The organism is Micromonospora sp. C28ISP2-4, from assembly GCF_030519385.1.
Classification (GTDB): domain Bacteria; phylum Actinomycetota; class Actinomycetes; order Mycobacteriales; family Micromonosporaceae; genus Micromonospora; species Micromonospora tulbaghiae.
The window spans coordinates 340,921-356,504 of sequence record NZ_JAUMKG010000001.1 but is presented as its reverse complement, the minus strand read 5'-3'; the positions used below and the strand labels follow the sequence as shown (position 1 = coordinate 356,504).

Below are 15,584 nucleotides of genomic sequence, written 5' to 3'. Positions count from 1 at the left end.
AGCCGGCTGCCGTCGAGCCGGAGGTGAGCCCCGGTTCGACGGTCCGCCCACCTGGCAGGTAACCTTCTTTGTCGGCCTCTCAACGGCCGGAGTCTGACTATGCCCAAACACTCGCCAAGCACACTCGACCCCAGGTCGCCGCTGGTTCTCGACACGAGGGAACTGCCGCGCCGACCTGGCGCGTTGCGTACGCACAAGCGGGTCGTGCCGGCACCGGCGGACCTCGGCGTGGAGTTGATCGGCGTGCCGGAGGGCGCGGACCTCGACCTCGACCTGAGGTTGCAGTCGGTGTCCGAGGGCGTGCTCGTCTCCGGGACCGTCACCGGTCCCGTAAAGGGCGAGTGCGGGCGCTGCCTGCGCGAGATCGACGACTCGTTGGCCGTGACGATCCAGGAGCTGTACGCGTACGAGAACAGCACCACGGACGACACGACCGACGAGGACGAGGTGGGCCGGATGCAGGGCGATCTGATCGACCTGGAACCGGCGTTGCGGGACGCGGTGGTGCTGGCGCTGCCGACGAACCCGCTCTGCCGGGAGGACTGCCCAGGCCTGTGCCCCGACTGTGGGGTGCACTGGGACGATCTGCCGGCCGACCACAGCCATCAGCAGGTCGACCCGCGTTGGGCGAGCCTGACGCAACTGACCCGTACAGAGGAGTAAGAACCGTGGCCGTCCCCAAGCGCAAGATGTCGCGCAGCAACACCCGCGCCCGCCGGGCGAACTGGAAGGCCTCGGCGGTTGCGACCGTGGCCTGCCCGCAGTGCAAGTCGGCCAAGCTGCCGCACGCCGCCTGCTCCGTCTGCGGCACCTACAACGGCCGTCAGGTCCTTGAGGTCTGACCCGGCTGCCGAGTGACGTCCCCGACCACCGGTCGGGTGACGCGCGCACCAAGGCTCTCGCCCGGTGCCCCGGCTCCCGCCACCGCCGACCGGCTTCCGGCCGGCGGACCGTCGGAGCCGGGCACCGCGCGGATCGCCGTCGACCTCCTCGGCGGGGACGATGCTCCCGCCGTCGTGGTTGACGGCGCTCTGCGAGCGGTACGCACGGATCCCGCCCTGCACCTGCTGCTCGTCGGCCCGATCGAGGTGGCCGACGAGCTGATCGATGCGCTCGACCCGGCCCAGCGCGCCCGGGTCACGGTCCGCCCCGTGCGGACCGCCGTCGGCATGGCCGACCATCCCACCGCCGCCCGCGGCGAGAGCACGGTACGCACCGCCGTGCAGGCCGTCCGTGACGGACTCGCCGACGCGGTGGTCTCCGCCGGCTCGACCGGCGCCACAGTCACCGCCGCCGCGCTCGGCCTCGGCCGCTGGACCGGGATACGCCGGCCCGCGCTAGCCGCCACGCTGCCCGCCGTCGAGGGGCCGGTGGTGCTGCTCGACGTCGGCGGCACGCTCGAACCCGGCCCGGCCACGCTGGCCCGGCACGCCCTCCTCGGTGCCGCCTACGCGTCGGTGGCGCACGCCCTCACCGCACCCCGCGTCGGGTTGCTCTCCGTCGGCCTGGAGACGGGCAAGGGCGACCGGCTGCGCCGCGTCGCCGCGCCCGCACTCGCCGCCGCGCCGCTGCCCTGCGACGGCCGCTACGTCGGCCTGGTCGAGGGGTACGACATCTCGCTCGGCACCCGCGCCGACGTCGTGGTGACCGACGGCTTCACCGGAAACGTCCTGCTGAAGGCCATCGAGGGCGCGTACGCGATGGCCGGCGGCCCACCGTCACGCGGCGGCGCCCCGCGTGCCGCGGCCCTGCTCGGGGTGGGCGGCACAGTGGTCGTGTGCCACGGCGCGGCCGGATCCGAGGACGTCGCCTCCGGTATCGCGCTCGCGGCCCACCTGTGGCGCCGCGACGCCGCCGGGACGGTCCGCGCCCTGCTCGCCGACATTCCGCACGATCTCGTACCCGACCGACACGACACCGAGGTAGCACCATGACCAACGACAAGCGGCGGCGTGCTCCCGTCGGCCACCTGGAGGCGGCCTTCGGGGTGTCGCTCGACCCGGAACTGCTGGAGCGCGCACTGACCCACCGCTCGTACGCGTACGAGAACGGCGGCCTGCCCACGAACGAGCGGCTGGAGTTCCTGGGCGACTCGGTGCTCGGCGTGGTGATCACCACGGCGCTGTTCCACAACCACCCCGACCTGCCCGAGGGGCAGCTGGCGAAGCTGCGCGCCAGCGTGGTCAACATGCGGGCGCTCGCCGACGTGGCGCGTGGCCTCGGCCCGGACGGGCTGGGCGCGTACCTGCTGCTCGGCAAGGGCGAGGAGGCCACCGGCGGGCGGGACAAGGCGAGCATCCTGGCCGACACGCTGGAGGCGCTGCTGGGCGCCATCTACCTCCAGTACGGCCTGGACACCGCCGCCATCGTCATCCACCGGCTGTTCGACCCGCTGATGGCCGAGTCGGCGGGCCGGGGCGCGGCGCTGGACTGGAAGACCAGCCTCCAGGAGCTGACCGCCGCGCTCGGGCTCGGCGTGCCCGAGTACCGGATCGAGGGCACCGGGCCTGATCACCTCAAGACGTTCACCGCCTGGGTGGTGGTGGCCGGCAACCGCTACGGCGGCGCGGAGGGGCGCAGCAAGAAGGAGGCCGAGCAGCGCGCGGCCGAGTCGGCCTGGCGCACGCTCACCGAACAGGCCGAGGCGCAGGCGCAGGCCCAGGCGGACGCGGCGGCGCGCGCCCAGGACGCGACGACCCCGCAGGACGACACGACGGATGTCGAGGCGGGCGCCGGCCGTGCCTGAGCTGCCCGAGGTCGAGACCGTCCGGCTCGGACTCGCCCAGTGGGTGATCGGCCGGCGGATCGCCGCCGTCGAGGTACGCCACCCGCGGGCGGTACGCCGGCACGCGCCCGGTGGCGCGCACTTCGCCGACGTGCTCGCCGGACGGACGGTCACCGGCGTACGCCGCCGGGGCAAGTACCTGTGGCTGCCGCTGGACAGCGGCGACGCGGTGATCGGCCACCTCGGCATGTCCGGCCAGCTGCTGTTGCAGCCGGTCGGCGCGGCCGACGAACTGCACCTGCGGGTCCGGTTCCGGTTCGCCGACGACGGGCCGGAACTGCGCTTCGTCGACCAGCGCACGTTCGGCGGACTGTCCGTCTCCGAAGGTGGGGCGGAGCTGCCTGCCGAGATCGCCCACATCGCGCGCGACCCGATGGACCCGGAGTTCTCCGACGAGGCGTTCGTGGCGGCGCTGCGGCGCAAGCGTACGGAGATCAAACGCGCGCTGCTCGACCAGACGCTGATCTCCGGGGTGGGCAACATCTACGCCGACGAGGCACTGTGGCGGGCGAAGCTGCACGGCACCCGTCCGGCCGACGCGCTGACCCGCCCGGCCGCGCTGCGGCTGCTCGGGCACGTGCGGGACGTGCTCGCCGAGGCGATCAAGCAGGGCGGCACCAGCTTCGACGAGCTGTACGTGAACGTCAACGGCGAGAGCGGCTACTTCGACAGGTCGCTCAACGCGTACGGCCGGGAGGGCGAGCCCTGCCCGCGCTGTGGCGCCCCGATCCGGCGCGAGGCGTTCATGAACCGGTCCTCCTACAGTTGCCCGCGTTGTCAGCCGCGGCCCCGGGGCACCCTCCGGGGATGACCCCGAGCCGGTTCGGGGTTGCGCCGGTGTGCATCGCCCGGCCGTCCCCGGAGACGCGCCGGAGCGTACCCGGAGATGCCCTTTTCCACCCGGTCCGCGCGGCCGGTTCCGGCCGCGCGGACCCCGCCGCCCGGATCGGGGACGAGCGGGGGCCGTTCCCCGATGTCGGGGGCCCGCCTGCTGCCTAGCGTCATCTGGGGTCGGCACAGGGCCGGCATCAGGAGGGTGGAACCCGGGACATGGGCAGGCGACCGGTGACCGTGCGGCTGGCACGGTGGAGTGCGGAGCATCCGTGGCGCGCGATCGCGTTGTGGGTGGTCTTCGTGGCGGTGTGCTTCGTCGGCGGCAGCGCCGCCGGGCTGAACGAGGCCACCGACGAGGATCAGGCGATCGGCGAGTTCGGACGGGCGCAGCTCATCGTCGACAGTGGCGGGTTCGACCAGCCGGCGACGGAGAACGTGCTGATCACCGCCCGGTCGGGCTCGCTCGACCAGGCCGCGGCGGAGGCCGCAGCGCGGGACGCGGCGGACCGGCTGCGGCAGGTCGACGGCGTGGCGTCGATCGGTACGCCGATGCCGTCGCGCGACGGCAGCGCGCTGCTGGTGCCGATCACCATGTCGGGCGACCCGGGCACCGCCGGCGACCGGGTGCAGCCGCTGCGGGACACCACCGCGAAGGTGCAGGACGCGCACCCGCAGCTGCGGGTCGAGCAGGTCGGCGGCCCGTCCATCGACAAGGCGCTCGACGACACGCTCGGCAAGGACTTCAAGCGCGCCGAGCTGCTCAGCCTGCCGGTGACGCTGGCCATCCTGATCATCGCGTTCGGCGCGCTGATCGCCGCCGGGGTGCCGGTGCTGCTGGCGCTCTCCTCGGTGGCCGCCGCGATGGGCCTGTCCACGCTCGCCTCGCACCTGGTGCCGGCCACCGACACCACAGCGAGCGTCATCCTGCTGATCGGTATGGCGGTCGGCGTGGACTACTCACTGTTCTACGTGCGGCGGGAACGGGAGGAACGGGCGAAGGGCCGGTCCGGACTGGACGCGGTGGAGATCGCGGCGGAGACGTCCGGGCACGCCGTGGTGGTCTCCGGCACCGCCGTGATCATCTCGATGGGCGGCCTGCTGCTCGCCCAGGACGCGATCTTCTCCTCGCTGGCGGTCGGCTCGATCCTGGTGGTGGCGGTCGCCGTGATCGGCTCGCTCACAGTGCTGCCGGCGCTGCTGGCGAAGCTGGGCCGCTGGGTGGACCGGCCGCGGGTGCCGCTGCTGTGGCGCCTCACCGCGCCGCGCACCGGACAGGACGGCCGGCCGGCCCGGCCCCGGTTCTGGCCGGCGGTGCTCAAGCCGGCGCTGCGCGCACCCGTGGCCACGCTGCTGATCTCGGTCGCGCTGCTGCTCGCGCTCGCCGCGCCCGCGCTCGGCATGAAGCTGAAGTTCCCCGGCCCGGAGGACGTGCCGCGCAACACCGCGGCCATGCAGGCCTACGACCGGCTCACAGCGGCCTTCCCGAGCAACGGCACCAGCCACACCGTGGCCGTGCGGGCGCCCGCCGAGCAGGCCGACCGGGTACGCGCCGCGCTCACCGACCTGGCCGGCCGTACCGCCGCCGACCCGCTCTTCGCGCCGGCCGAGGGGGACGGCCCGGAGATCCAGGTGTCGGCGGACCGGCGGGTGTCGGTGCTGGAGGTGGCCACGCCGCATGCCAGCCGCTCCGACGAGGCGTCCCGGTCGCTGCACGAGCTGCGCGAGGACCTGGTCCCGGCCACGCTCGCCGGCATCCCGGGCGTGGAGTACGCGGTCGGCGGCGGCGTCGCCGCCAGCGAGGACTACGCCGCGCACATCTGGGCGAAGCTGCCGATCGTCGCGGCGTTCGTGCTGGCGCTGACGTTCCTGGTGATGGCGTGGACGTTCCGGTCGGTGGTGGTGGCGCTGACCTCGATCGTGCTGAACCTGCTCTCCGCCGGCGCCGCGTACGGGCTGCTGGTGCTGGTCTTCCAGAGCGACTGGGCCGAAGGGCTGCTCGGCTTCACCTCGATGGACGCGATCGTCACCTGGCTGCCGCTGTTCCTGTTCGTGGTGCTGTTCGGACTGTCGATGGACTACCACGTCTTCGTGGTCAGCCGGATCCGCGAGGCGGTCGACCGGGGGATGCCCAACCGGGAGGCGGTGGCGCACGGCATCACCTCCTCGGCCGGGGTGGTGACCAGCGCGGCGGTGGTGATGGTGGCGGTGTTCTCCATCTTCGCCACGCTCAGCATGATCGACTTCAAGCAGCTCGGCATCGGCCTGGCGGCGGCGATCCTGCTGGACGCCACGATCATCCGAGCGGTCGTGCTCCCCTCGGTGATGACGCTGCTGGGTGACGCGAACTGGTGGGCGCCGCGCTTCATGCGCCGCCGTACGGCCGCCCCGGCGGTCGAGCCGCCGCCCGCCCCGGCACCGGAGCTGGTCGGCGCCCGCTGACCGGGCCGCCCCGGCGGCGAGCGGTCTCCGCGACGTGCCCGAGAGCCACGGCTCTCGGGCACGTCGTTCTCCGGTTCTCCGCCGTGGATTAAGGGTCCTAGCTGCGGGGCATCTGGGCCGCCATGGACGAACAGCTATCGCCGGCGGCCCGTCGCGCCCCGGCCTCCGCATCCCACCGGCGGTCGTCGTGAGCACCGACGCCGCGACCGGCACCGTACGGACCAACGTCCCGGCCCGCCTCGACCGGCTGCCGTGGTCCCGCTGGCACTGGATGATCGTCATCGGTCTGGGCACGGTCTGGATCCTCGACGGCCTCGAGGTGACGATCGTCGGCAACCTCTCCGGCAAGCTCGCCGAGCCGGGCAGCGGCCTGGACATCACCCAGAGCCAGGTCACCGGCCTGGCCGCCGCGCTCTACGTCGCGGGCGCCTGTACCGGCGCGCTCCTGTTCGGGTGGCTCACCGACCGGTTCGGCCGCAAGAAGCTGTTCCTGCTGACGCTCGGGCTGTACCTGGTCGCCACCGCGCTCACCGCGCTGTCGTTCGACACCTGGTGGTTCTTCCTGTTCCGGTTCCTCACCGGCATGGGCATCGGCGGTGAGTACGCCGCCATCAACTCGGCGATCGACGAGCTGATCCCGGCCCGCCACCGCGGCCGCATCGACATCATCATCAACGGCACGTTCTGGCTCGGCGCGGCGCTCGGCGCGCTGCTGACCGTACCGCTGCTCAACGGCCTGCCGACGAACCTCGGCTGGCGGGTGGCGTTCGGGCTGGGCGCGGTGCTCGGCGTGGTGATCCTGCTGGTCCGCCGGCACGTACCGGAGAGCCCACGGTGGCTGTTCATCCACGGGCACGCCGACGAGGCGAACCACCTCGTGGACTCGGTCGAGGCCGAGGTGAGACGGGAGACCGGCAAGGACCTCCCCGAGGCGGACAACTACATCGAGATCCGGCAGCGCAGGAGCACGAACTTCCTGGAGATCGCCCGGACGCTGTTCCGCCGCTACCCGAAACGGGCCACCCTGGGCTTCGCGCTCTTCATCGGCCAGGCGTTCCTCTACAACGCGATCACGTTCGGCTTCGCGCAGATCCTGGAGACGTTCTTCGACGTCCCGACCGGCAACAGCGGCTACTACTTCGCGGTGATCGCCGTCGGCAACCTGCTCGGCCCGCTGCTGCTGGGCCGGCTGTTCGACACGGTGGGCCGGGTGCCGATGATCGCCGGGTCGTACATCGGCTCGGGTGTGCTGCTGCTCGGCACCGCCTGGCTGTTCCACTCCGGCGTGCTGAGCGCGGTGACCATGACCGCCTGCTGGTGCGCGGTGCTGTTCTTCGCCTCGGCCGGCGCGAGCGCGGCGTACCTGACGGTCAGCGAGATCTTCCCGATGGAGACCCGGGCCATGGCGATCGCGTTCTTCTACGCGATCGGCACCGCCGCCGGTGGCATCACCGGCCCGCTGCTCTTCGCCAAGCTGGTCGGCAGCGGCGAGGTCGGGCAGACAGTGCTGGCGTTCGTCATCGGCGCCACCGTCATGATCATCGGCGGGCTGGTGGAGCTCACGCTCGGCGTCAAGGCCGAGGGCAAGTCGCTGGAGGAGCTGGCCACCCCGCTGAGCGCGGAACACGCGGGGGTGCCGTCGCAGCGCGGCGGCGAGACCACCACCCCGGCCACCGGCGCGACCACCGGCTGAGCGCACCCCGGCGCCCCCGCTCCCCGACGGGCGGGGGCGCCGCGGTGTCAGGGCAGCACGCACGGCTCCCGCCAGGCGTCCAGTCGGCGGTCCTTGCGGATCGAGGCGAAGCCGTAACCGACCGAGGTGACGCAGAAGTCCGCCGGTTCGCCCGTGTACTCGACGTGGAAGACGGGCTTGCCGGCGTCGACGAACGGCAGCAGCTTCGCGCACCCGCGGCGGCGTACGCACTCCTGGTTGACCGCGAAGTCGAAGTCGGGTGCGAGCGCGGCCACCTGTGCCACGTCGTCGACCAGGCCGGGGGAGAGGTCGATCTTGCGGGCCAGCGCGGCCAGCCGGCGGTTGAACAACAGCTGGTCGTCGAAGTCCAGCGGGAAGCCGGAGCGGTGCCGGTAGCCGTCCGCGTCGGCGAACGCCACGGCGCCGAAGCCCTTGCCCCGACACAACCGGAACCGGTCGGCCAGCACCGGCGCGAGCGCGTCCCAGTTCCGTACGTCCAGGAATCGGCTTCCCGGCCGCCCCGGCGCCGCCGTGCCGCGGACGGCGGCGGGGAAGCGGGTGGCGTCCGGGTCGTCGGCGGCGTACGTGCCGACCCGGACGTGGCAGACCAGCCGGCGGCCCCGCTCGCGCAGCGCGGCGGTCTCGGCCGAGGTGGTCGCCACCGGGTCGAGGAGGAAGACGTCGGCGTCGACAGTGACGTCCACCGGGGTGGTGAGCTGCCACTGCCACCGCCAGCTGCCGGCCTGGGCGGCCGGCCAGGGTGTGGGCGCGCCGGGCGGCGTGATCGGCCGGCGGCAGGCCGGCACCGGGGCGAGCAGCAGCGCGGTCAGCGCGAGCGCCACGCCCCGGCGCGGGCCACGTCGGCGGACGTGGGCCGGCCGGGAGCGCGGCACGGCCCACACCGGCCGGATCCGCATCGACAGCTCCCCGGACGCGGGCGGCCCGACGCCGCCCCCGACCGGTCAACGAGCGCCGGGCCGGTCACGACGCGCGGTCAGCTCGGGGTGGCGAAGACCTGCGTCCAGTACGGCCCGTTGCTGCGCGCCACACCCACACCGATCTGGGTGTACGAGCAGTTGAGGATGTTCTTCCGGTGGCCTTCGGAGTTCATCCAGCCCTCCATGACCGCGGCCGGGGTCTGGTAGTTCCAGGCCACGTTCTCGCCCACCATGCGGTAGCTGTAACCGGCGGCCTTGACCCGGTCCCAGGGCTGGCTGCCGTCGCTGCCCGTGTGGTCCATCTTCTGGTGGTCGGCCTGGTCCTGGCTGTGCCGCTGGGCGGCCAGGTTCAGCTTGGCGTTGACGGTCAGCGCCTTGCAGCCCGCCTTCGCCCGCTCCTGGTTGACGATCGTGACGACCTTCTGGAGTTCGGCGCTGAGCCCGGTCGTGGCGGTGGCCTTGGTGCTCGTGGATCCGCCGCTGGATGCGCCACTGCTCGACCCGCCGCCGGGGGCGCTGCTGCGCTCCTGCTGCCGCGACGGGGCGGTGCTGCGGCTCGGCTTCGGGGTGGCCTTCTTCGGGCTCGGCGCGGCGGTGGTCGGTACGGCCGACGGGCTCGCCGACTCGGGAGTGAGCGCGTCGGCGGGCGCCTCCTCCGACCCCTCGGGCGCCTGCGGCGCGGCGGCCACCGGCGCGTCGGCCGAGGTGCGCTTCGTGCCCTGGTCGTCGCCCGGCAGCAGGACCGCGCCCACCCCGAGGCTCACCACGAGCGTCGCCGCGGCGGCGGCCCCGCCGATCACGAGCGGCCGGGACAGGCGCCGCTTCGGACGCCGCCGGTCGTCGGCCGGGGTGTCGGTCGCCGGCTGCCAGGTGGCGACGGGCTGCTCCCAGCCGCCGGCCGGCTGTTCCCGGCCCTGCCAGGCGGTCGGCTGGTCCTGGCCCTGCCACGCCGCCGGCTGCTCCTGGCCCTGCCAGGCGGTGGGCTGGTCCTGGCCCTGCCAGGCGGCCGCCTGCTCGTGGCCCTGCCACGCGGGCTCCTGGCCGTGCCAAGCTGCGGTCGGCTGCTCCTCGCCGTTCCACCGGTCCCGGGGCGGCGGGTAGGAGCCGGCGGGCGCCTGCTGCGCTCCGTCTCCGAACAGGTACGACGACCGCGGCTCGGGCCGGTCGCTGAGCCACGCCGGACCCTCGTCGGTCGGCGGCTCGGGACGCCGGCGGGCGCCCTCCGGTTCGATCGGGTCGTTCCAGCGGTACACGCCTGTCCCCTCCACGGGTCGGTTGCGGGCCCGGGTGACGCTACGGGCGCGCTCCAAGCTGCGGCAACGTGGCTAAGAAAGAGTTAAGGCGAAGCCGGTGGCAAGGACGAGTCGTTCACACATTTCCGGCGTACAGTAAAGGCGTCCGGACAGAGCGTGTCCGCGCCTTGTGGCAGCCCCCCGGCGAGTGGACCGGCCGACGTGGAGATGATCTACGGCCTTGGTCAACTTGACGAAGGAGGGGGTTTCGGCTCAATATATAGGTGTCGCCAGTCGCGCCCAGCCATGCCCCGATGCAGTGGGAATGGCAGCCGCGAACATCATGGGCGCGCGTTGGCCGGCCTTTCCGGCAGCGCACATCAAGGAGTCAGCATGGCGAAGGCCCTCTACGGCCACGTAAGTGCAGCGCCCGACCGGCGTCTGCTCGACGAGGTCACCCGACTGCGTGCCAGGGTTCAGGCACTGGAGTTCGAGATCACGCGTCTGCGCGCCGACAACGATCGGCTCGCGGCGGCAGCGGCGGAGGCGGACGACCTCCTCCGTCTGGCTGAGCCCGCACTGACCTGATCTCCAGTTGTCGGAAAACTGAATCGCACCACACCGAAAAGCGCGCCGACACTCAAGTGCCGGCGCGCAGCCATGTGCGTACCCCTTTTCGTCGCCGCCGCCGCAATTCTCGATCTTGCGGAACCGCCCGGAATTGCGCCCGGTAATTGTGATCATGCATTTCCGTTCCCTCCGCGACCACCGGGCGGAAAGCGGACAGCCGGGCCGGCGGGTGGGTCGCGTGGCGGCGGCGCCCCGGTCCCGGGTTAGTCTGCGGGTTCACCAGGTCCGCGCAGCCGGCGACGGTACGGCGGCCACCGGACGAGGATCGAGAAGGTGCATCTCAAGAGCCTGACGGTGAAGGGCTTCAAATCCTTCGCCTCCGCCACGACGTTGAAGCTGGAGCCCGGGATCACCTGCGTGGTGGGCCCGAACGGCTCCGGCAAGTCCAACGTCGTCGACGCCATCGCCTGGGTGCTCGGCGAGCAGGGCGCCAAGGCACTGCGCGGCGGCAAGATGGAGGACGTCATCTTCGCCGGCACCGCCGGACGGGCGCCGCTGGGCCGGGCCGAGGTCACCCTCACCATCGACAACACCGACGGCGCGCTGCCGATCGAGTACACCGAGGTCTCCATCACCCGCCGGATGTTCCGCTCCGGCGAGAGCGAGTACGAGATCAACGGCGACTCCTGCCGGCTGCTCGACATCCAGGAGCTGCTGTCCGACTCGGGCATCGGCCGCGAGATGCACATCATCGTCGGGCAGGGCCGGCTCGACGGCATGCTGCACGCCAAGCCGGAGGACCGGCGGGCGTTCATCGAGGAGGCGGCGGGCGTCCTCAAGCACCGCAAGCGCAAGGAGAAGGCGCTGCGGAAGCTCGACGCGATGCAGACCAACCTCAACCGCCTGACCGACCTCACCGCCGAGCTGCGCCGCCAGCTCAAGCCGCTGGGCCGGCAGGCCGAGGTGGCCCGCCGCGCCGCCGGGATCCAGGCCAACCTGCGTGACGCCCGGCTGCGGCTGCTCGCCGACGACCTGCACACGCTGCGGACCACACTGGACAAGGAGATCGCCGACGAGACCGCGTTGCGCGAGCGGCGCGAGCTGATCGAGGCCGAGCACGGCGAGGTGCAGGGCCGCCTCGGTGAGCTGGAGGCGGCGCTGGCCGAGGACGCTCCGCTGCTCGCCGCGGCGCAGGACACCTGGTACCGCCTCTCCGCGCTCCAGGAACGGTTCCGCTCGATCGAGCAACTGGCCCGGGAGCGGCTGCGTCACCTCAGCGCCGCCGGTGACGACGAGCGCCCCGGCCGAGACCCGGAGCAGCTGGAAGCGGAGTCGCGACGCGTACGCGAGCAGGAGGAGGAGCTGCGCGCCGCGCTCACCGAGGACCAGATCCGGCTGGCCGAGGCGGTCGAGCACCGCCAGGAGCTGGAACGGCAGCTCGCCGCCGCCGAACGGGAACTGGTCGCCGCCGCCAAGGCGATCGCCGACCGGCGGGAGGGGCTGGCCCGCCTGACCGGCCAGGTCAACTCCGCCCGGGCGCGGACCACGAGCGCCGGCGAGGAGATCGAACGGCTCGCCGCCGCGCACACCGACGCGATGGGTCGGGCCGAGAAGGCGCAGGCCGACCTGGACGCGGTCGCCGAACAGTCGACCGAGGCCGACCGGGACAACGCCGACCTGGACGCCCGGCACGACGAGGCGGTGGCCGTGCACGAGCGGGCTCAGGCGGCGGTGCGCAGCCTGGCCGACGGGGAGCGCGCCGCCGAGAAGGACGCCGCCACCTGGAAGGCCCGCGAGGAGGCGCTCGCGATGGGCCTGCGCCGCAAGGACGGCGCCGGGGAACTGCTCGCCCGCGCCGACCAGGTGCCCGGGCTGCTCGGCAGCCTCGCCGGACTGCTCACAGTCGCCCCCGGTGACGAGGCGGCACTCGCCGCCGCGCTGGGCGGCCTGGCCGACGCGGTGGCGGTCAGCGGCGTGGACGAAGCGGTCGAGGCGATGCGGCTGCTGAAGATCTCCGACGCCGGCCGGGCCGGGCTGCTCGTCGGCAGCCCCGCCGGACCGGGCATGGACGGCCCCGCCGACGCGCTGCGACCGAAGCTGCCCGAGGGTGCCCGCTGGGCCCCCGACCTGGTGGAGTGCTCGGCCGCGATCCGCCCGGCCGTGCACCGGGCGCTGCGCGACGTGGCGCTCGTCGACGACCTGGCCGCCGCGTCCGCGCTCGTCGCCGCGAACCCGGAGCTGCGCGCTGTCACCCCCGACGGCGACGTGGTCGGGGCGTACGCGGCGGCGGGCGGGTCGGCCAAGGCGCCGAGCTTCATCGAGGTGCAGGCCGCCGTCGAGGAGGCGCGGGCCAACCGGGCCACCGCCGAACGTACCGCCGCCGAGCTGCGGGAACAGCTCGCCGAGGCGCGCGCGGAGGTGGCCGCCGCCAAGGAGGCCGTACAGCACGCCGCCGCCGCCAAGCGGGAGGCGGAGAGCCACCGCAACGCCGCCGCGCGCCGCCTCGCCGAACTGGGCGCCGCTGCCCGCTCGGCGAAGGCGGAGACCGACCGGCTCGGCGAGTCCCGGGCACGCGCCGAGGCGGCCCGGGAACGGGACCTCGCCGCGCTCGCCGAACTGGAGGAACGGCTGCGGCTGGCCGAGGCCACCCCGATCGACGCCGAACCGTCCACCGAGGAGCGGGACCAGCTCGCCGCCATGGTGCCGCAGGCACGGCAGAACGAGATGGAGGTCCGGCTCGCGGTGCGTACCGCCGAGGAGCGGGTGGCCTCGATCGCCGGGCGGGCCGACTCGCTGGCCCGGCAGGCCACCGCCGAACGGGCGGCGCGGGAGCGCGCCGCGGCCCGGCGCGCGGCCCGCACGCGCGGCGCCCAGATCGCCCGGGCCGTGGTCGGCGGCGCCCGCGAGGCGCTCACCCGGCTCACCGTCTCCATCGCCCGGGCCGAGGAGCACCGCGACGCCGTCGCCCGCGAGCGCGCCGCGCGCGAGGCCGAGCTGTCCGAGGTACGTGGCGCGGCCAAGCGCCTCGCCGCCGAGCTGGAACGGCTCACCAGCCAGGTGCACCGCGACGAGGTGGCCCGCGCCGAGCAGCGGATGCGCATCGAGCAGCTGGAGGCCAAGGCCGCCGAGGACTTCGGGCTGGACGTGGCCACGCTCGTGGCCGAGTACGGCCCGGACCGGCTGGTCCCGCCCACCGACGCGGATGTGGCGCTCGCCGAGAAGGACGGCCGGCCGGTGCCCGAGCCGGTCCGCTACGAGCGGCCGGTGCAGGAGAAGCGGGCCGCCAAGGCGGAGCGGGAACTGGCCCTGCTGGGCAAGGTGAACCCGCTCGCGCTGGAGGAGTTCGCGGCGCTGGAGGAGCGCTACAAGTTCCTCTCCGAGCAACTGGAGGACCTCAAGGCCACCCGGCGTGACCTGCTCACAGTGGTCAAGGACGTGGACGACCGGATCCTGGAGGTCTTCGCCAGCGCGTTCGAAGACACCGCCCGGGAGTTCGAGCAGGTCTTCACAGTGCTGTTCCCCGGCGGCGAGGGCCGGCTGGTGCTCACCGACCCGGAAGACCTGCTCACCACCGGCGTCGAGGTCGAGGCCCGCCCACCGGGCAAGAAGATCAAGCGGCTCTCGCTGCTCTCCGGCGGGGAGCGGTCGCTCACCGCCGTGGCGATGCTCGTGGCGATCTTCCGCGCGCGCCCCAGCCCGTTCTACATCATGGACGAGGTGGAGGCGGCGCTCGACGACGTGAACCTGGGCCGCCTGATCACGCTGCTGGCACAGTTGCGGGAGAAGAGCCAGCTCATCGTGATCACCCACCAGAAGCGGACCATGGAGATCGCCGACGCGCTCTACGGAGTGACCATGCGCGCCGGCGTGACCCAGGTGATCAGCCAGCGGCTCAACCGGGCCGACGACGAGGAACAGGTGACAGACGAGTGAGTCGGGAACGCGCCACGGCGCTCCTGGTGGACTTCGACGGCGTGCTGCGCCGTTGGGATCCGGCGGTGGCCGCCGGTGTCGAGCGGGAGTACGGGCTGACCGAGGGCGTCCTCGGTGAGATCGCGATGTCCTGGGGTCTGCTCCAGCCGGTGCTGACCGGCCAGGTCAGCCACGCCCAGTGGATGATGAGCGTGGCTGACGCGCTGACCCCCGTAGTCGGCGCGGACCGGGCCCGTGCGGCCGTCCAGGAGTGGCAGAGCTACCGCGGCGAGGTCGACCCGGACGTGCTGGCGTTCGTCCGCGAGGCGCGGGCGGGCGGCATCCGGGTCGGGCTGGGCACAAACGCCACCGACCTGCTCGACGCCGACCTGGCCGCGCTGGGCCTGACCGACGAGCTGGACGTGATCGTCAACTCCTCGGTCGTCGGGGTGCACAAGCCGGCGAAGGAGTACTTCCAGGCCGCCTGCGAGGCGCTGGGGACGCCGCCGGGGCGGGTGCTGTTCGTCGACGACGAGGACCGCGCGGTGGCCGGCGCCCGGGTGGCGGGCCTGTCCGCGCACCGCTGGAGCGGCCCGGCCGACCTGCGGTACCTGCGGGCGGCGCTGGCGTACTGAGCCGGTTCAGGCCCCGGTGACGCCGTCGATGCGCTCCCGGATCAGGTCGGCGTGGCCGTTGTGCCGGGCGTACTCCTCGATCATGTGCACGTACACCCAGCGGAGGTTCATCTCGTCGGCGCCGCCGTCGGGCCGCCGGCACAGGAACGTGTGCTCCAGCGGCAGGTCGGCGGCGGCCTGGTCGGCCGCCTCGATCTCGGCCCGCAGGGTGGCGAACGCCTCGGCCGGGTCGGCGTCGGCGATGTCGTTGAGGTCGGCGTCCGGGTCGACGCTGCTGTCGTAGAGGTCGGGCAGATCCAGTCCGGCGGCGCGGTGACGGAACCACCACCGCTCCACGTCGGCCATGTGCCGGACCAGGCCGAGCAGGGTCAGTCCGGAGGGCTCCACGCTGGGCGTACGCAGTTGTTCGGCGGTCAGCCCGGCGCACTTGTGCTGCAGTGTGTCACGGTGGAGGTCGAGCCAGCCCTGCAGCATGGCGCGCTCGTCGGCGACGTAGGGCTCGTGGCGGCGGTCGATCTTGGGTGCGGTCCAGGTCATGGGCGCAGA

At 73.3% G+C, this 15,584-nt stretch carries 13 protein-coding genes; 10 read left to right on the top strand and 3 right to left on the bottom strand.

All coding sequences use genetic code 11. The annotated features are described in order from the left end of the window. Positions 1–99: 99 nt before the first annotated feature. From Q3W68_RS01635 to Q3W68_RS01605, 7 genes are all read left to right on the top strand, one after another. Positions 100–663 carry a DUF177 domain-containing protein gene (locus Q3W68_RS01635; RefSeq protein WP_302903763.1) on the top strand — a complete coding sequence of 188 codons (564 nt, stop codon included), beginning with the start codon at positions 100–102 and terminating at the stop codon, positions 661–663. 5 nt (positions 664–668) lie between these two features. Further along, positions 669–842: a 50S ribosomal protein L32 gene (gene rpmF / locus Q3W68_RS01630; protein WP_030500827.1), complete on the top strand. Its 174-nt coding sequence runs from the start codon at positions 669–671 to the stop codon at positions 840–842. A 132-nt stretch (positions 843–974) separates the two neighbouring features. Then, positions 975–1,934, top strand: a complete 960-nt coding sequence (locus Q3W68_RS01625; protein WP_302904931.1) for a phosphate acyltransferase PlsX — start codon at positions 975–977, stop codon at positions 1,932–1,934. After that, positions 1,931–2,746: a ribonuclease III gene (gene rnc, locus Q3W68_RS01620; protein WP_302903762.1), complete on the top strand. Its 816-nt coding sequence runs from the start codon at positions 1,931–1,933 to the stop codon at positions 2,744–2,746. Before Q3W68_RS01625 ends, rnc begins: the two co-directional genes overlap by 4 nt. Next, the gene (gene mutM, locus Q3W68_RS01615) at positions 2,739–3,596 is read left to right on the top strand and encodes a bifunctional DNA-formamidopyrimidine glycosylase/DNA-(apurinic or apyrimidinic site) lyase (protein WP_269701529.1); all 858 of its coding nucleotides are present in this window, start codon (positions 2,739–2,741) and stop codon (positions 3,594–3,596) included. Before rnc ends, mutM begins: the two co-directional genes overlap by 8 nt. A 239-nt stretch (positions 3,597–3,835) precedes the next feature. Then, a complete protein-coding gene (locus tag Q3W68_RS01610; protein ID WP_302903761.1) occupies positions 3,836–6,058 on the top strand; it encodes an MMPL family transporter in 2,223 nt (740 codons plus the stop codon). A 187-nt stretch (positions 6,059–6,245) separates the two neighbouring features. Then, positions 6,246–7,751 (top strand): MFS transporter, encoded by a 1,506-nt coding sequence (locus Q3W68_RS01605; protein WP_302903760.1) that lies wholly within the window; start codon positions 6,246–6,248, stop codon positions 7,749–7,751. Between the two features lie 47 nt (positions 7,752–7,798). On the opposite strand, the gene Q3W68_RS01600 is transcribed toward Q3W68_RS01605, so the two are convergent. Both Q3W68_RS01600 and Q3W68_RS01595 read right to left on the bottom strand, forming a co-directional pair. After that, positions 7,799–8,668 carry an endo alpha-1,4 polygalactosaminidase gene (locus tag Q3W68_RS01600; RefSeq protein WP_302903759.1) on the bottom strand — a complete coding sequence of 290 codons (870 nt, stop codon included), beginning with the start codon at positions 8,666–8,668 and terminating at the stop codon, positions 7,799–7,801. A 77-nt stretch (positions 8,669–8,745) separates the two neighbouring features. After that, complete coding sequence (locus Q3W68_RS01595; protein WP_302903758.1) at positions 8,746–9,942, bottom strand: CAP domain-containing protein; 1,197 nt, start codon at positions 9,940–9,942, stop codon at positions 8,746–8,748. 372 nt (positions 9,943–10,314) lie between these two features. Here Q3W68_RS01595 and Q3W68_RS01590 point away from each other — a divergent pair, with 372 nt between their 5' ends. The 3 genes from Q3W68_RS01590 (at position 10,315) to Q3W68_RS01580 (ending at position 15,038) form a co-directional block, all read left to right on the top strand. After that, the gene (locus tag Q3W68_RS01590; protein ID WP_013284566.1) at positions 10,315–10,509 is read left to right on the top strand and encodes a hypothetical protein; all 195 of its coding nucleotides are present in this window, start codon (positions 10,315–10,317) and stop codon (positions 10,507–10,509) included. Positions 10,510–10,824: 315 nt separating this feature from the next. After that, the gene (gene smc, locus Q3W68_RS01585; protein WP_302903757.1) at positions 10,825–14,424 is read left to right on the top strand and encodes a chromosome segregation protein SMC; all 3,600 of its coding nucleotides are present in this window, start codon (positions 10,825–10,827) and stop codon (positions 14,422–14,424) included. Continuing rightward, positions 14,421–15,038, top strand: a complete 618-nt coding sequence (locus Q3W68_RS01580; RefSeq protein WP_302903756.1) for an HAD family hydrolase — start codon at positions 14,421–14,423, stop codon at positions 15,036–15,038. Before smc ends, Q3W68_RS01580 begins: the two co-directional genes overlap by 4 nt. Before the next feature lie 6 nt (positions 15,039–15,044). Here Q3W68_RS01580 and Q3W68_RS01575 read toward each other — a convergent pair whose 3' ends face one another. Continuing rightward, positions 15,045–15,575, bottom strand: coding sequence for a DinB family protein (locus Q3W68_RS01575; protein ID WP_302903755.1), 531 nt, complete (start codon positions 15,573–15,575; stop codon positions 15,045–15,047). Positions 15,576–15,584 lie beyond the last annotated feature (9 nt).

Excerpts from the sequence above, each read along its gene's own strand:
- Q3W68_RS01635 (WP_302903763.1), top strand. The coding sequence starts at position 100 with ATGCCCAAACACTCGCCAAGCACACTCGACCCCAGGTCGCCGCTGGTT.
- rnc (WP_302903762.1), top strand. The coding sequence starts at position 1,931 with ATGACCAACGACAAGCGGCGGCGTGCTCCCGTCGGCCACCTGGAGGCG.
- Q3W68_RS01610 (WP_302903761.1), top strand. The coding sequence starts at position 3,836 with ATGGGCAGGCGACCGGTGACCGTGCGGCTGGCACGGTGGAGTGCGGAG.
- Q3W68_RS01600 (WP_302903759.1), bottom strand. The coding sequence starts at position 8,668 with ATGCGGATCCGGCCGGTGTGGGCCGTGCCGCGCTCCCGGCCGGCCCAC.
- Q3W68_RS01590 (WP_013284566.1), top strand. The coding sequence starts at position 10,315 with ATGGCGAAGGCCCTCTACGGCCACGTAAGTGCAGCGCCCGACCGGCGT.
- Q3W68_RS01575 (WP_302903755.1), bottom strand. The coding sequence starts at position 15,575 with ATGACCTGGACCGCACCCAAGATCGACCGCCGCCACGAGCCCTACGTC.